This window comes from Methylobacterium sp. V23, assembly GCF_002917135.1.
Lineage (GTDB): Bacteria > Pseudomonadota > Alphaproteobacteria > Rhizobiales > Beijerinckiaceae > Methylobacterium.
Genome location: NZ_PDHT01000117.1, coordinates 1 through 1,322, shown reverse-complemented (window position 1 = coordinate 1,322; position 1,322 = coordinate 1). Strand labels below are relative to the sequence as shown.

The following is a 1,322-nucleotide window of genomic DNA, read 5'->3' as shown; positions in this document are numbered from 1 at the left end:
CAGCGTAGTCTTCACGACTCCTCAACCATGCGGCGTCACGATGGGGGGATGCTGAACCTCTCCCCTCCTCGTGCCATCACGTTTCTCGTCTCGCTCGTGTTGATCGGGCTCGCTGTTGCCAGCCTCTACCTTCGCATCCCCACGATCGGTGCCACCGTGGTGAAGTTCCGGACGTGGTTCTTCGTCGGCGCATACGTGGTGTTGGTACTTGGCGTTGTTTCGAGAAGCCTTTGATCGCCACCAAGCATTCGGCCTCTTCCGAAACGGATCACATCGTCGCAGAAGCCGCCGCCCGACCCTGAACCTACCTCTGGATCTTGCTGTTACTGACACAGATCAGGCATGCTGGATGCGTGAGGTTATTCCCGTCTGATGCCAACGGTTTTCTTGGACTGCGACGGCGTACTTGCTGACTTCGATGCCGGCGCATCCCAAGCCTTTGGGATGCCACCGGAGCAATTCGAGCGCCGCTTTGGCCTCAAGCGGTTCTGGGGCAAGCTCGCCTCGCTCGACAGCTTCTTCGGCGAGCTTCCGCTGCTGCCAGACGCGATGGAGCTGTACGAGGCCGTTCAGCACCTGAAGCCTGTTATTTTGACCGGTCTGCCGCGCGGGAACTGGGCTGAACCGCAGAAGCGTCTCTGGGCAGAACGTCACTTCCCTGGCGTCGAAGTGATCACTACAAGCGCTGCGTTAAAGCGGGAACATTGCCGCCCTGGCGACGCGCTGGTGGATGACCGGGAGAAGTACCGGCATCTGTGGGAACAGGCGGGAGGCCTCTTCATCCATCATCGCGATGCGCAAGGATCGATTAAGGAATTGCGCAAACACGCGTTCATCTAGGGCGAATGCTGCATCTGTGTTGAAGCCTAACTAGACATAGATAGCCTGTGCGCCATATGATGCTGTTCCGCTGCCGGCGCGTTTTGCGCCGCTGAGCATGTAATTTTAGGATCTTTCCATACATGAAGCGCCGTAGCGCGCGACCGTTCACGGTCGAAATCAAGCATACCCGTACTTCCTGCGTTTCGCTCATCGATGCCACGGCCCGTACTCGGACAAGCCAGAATGTCTGGGGTGGAGAGCTGACTGCTGCGGCGAACGCGACCGCTGAGGTTGAGCCGACACATGGGCCGCGCGCCGAGCCTGCCCGGGTTGAAGCGCCTGCCCGGCGAGTGCTGCCGAGCCTTGTGCCGATGTTCGCCATGCCCATTGAGCCAGCAGACTCTGCGGTGCGTAAAGCTCCTGCTGAGGAGCGGCTGCCGCGGGTGCGTCGGGTGAAGGTGCCTGCCAAGCGTACGAAGATCTCGGCAATGGCTGATGAA

The 1,322-nt window shown here is 59.8% G+C and carries 2 protein-coding genes and 1 pseudogene; all 3 read left to right on the top strand.

Annotated elements, in window-relative coordinates; all coding sequences use genetic code 11:
- Positions 1-234, top strand: a 234-nt coding sequence (locus CRT23_RS27520) for a hypothetical protein (RefSeq protein ID WP_245436658.1), incomplete at its 5' end; no start/stop codon positions are given.
- A gap of 138 nt (positions 235-372) precedes the next feature.
- Positions 373-840, top strand: a complete 468-nt coding sequence (locus CRT23_RS27515) for a hypothetical protein (protein WP_103712630.1) — start codon at positions 373-375, stop codon at positions 838-840.
- A 122-nt stretch (positions 841-962) separates the two neighbouring features.
- Positions 963-1,322 (top strand): annotated as a pseudogene (locus tag CRT23_RS29000) (hypothetical protein); the annotation flags it as partial.

What these genes read in the sequence shown, in the direction of transcription:
- CRT23_RS27515 (WP_103712630.1), top strand. Translation starts at nt 373, where the DNA reads ATGCCAACGGTTTTCTTGGACTGCGACGGCGTACTTGCTGACTTCGAT.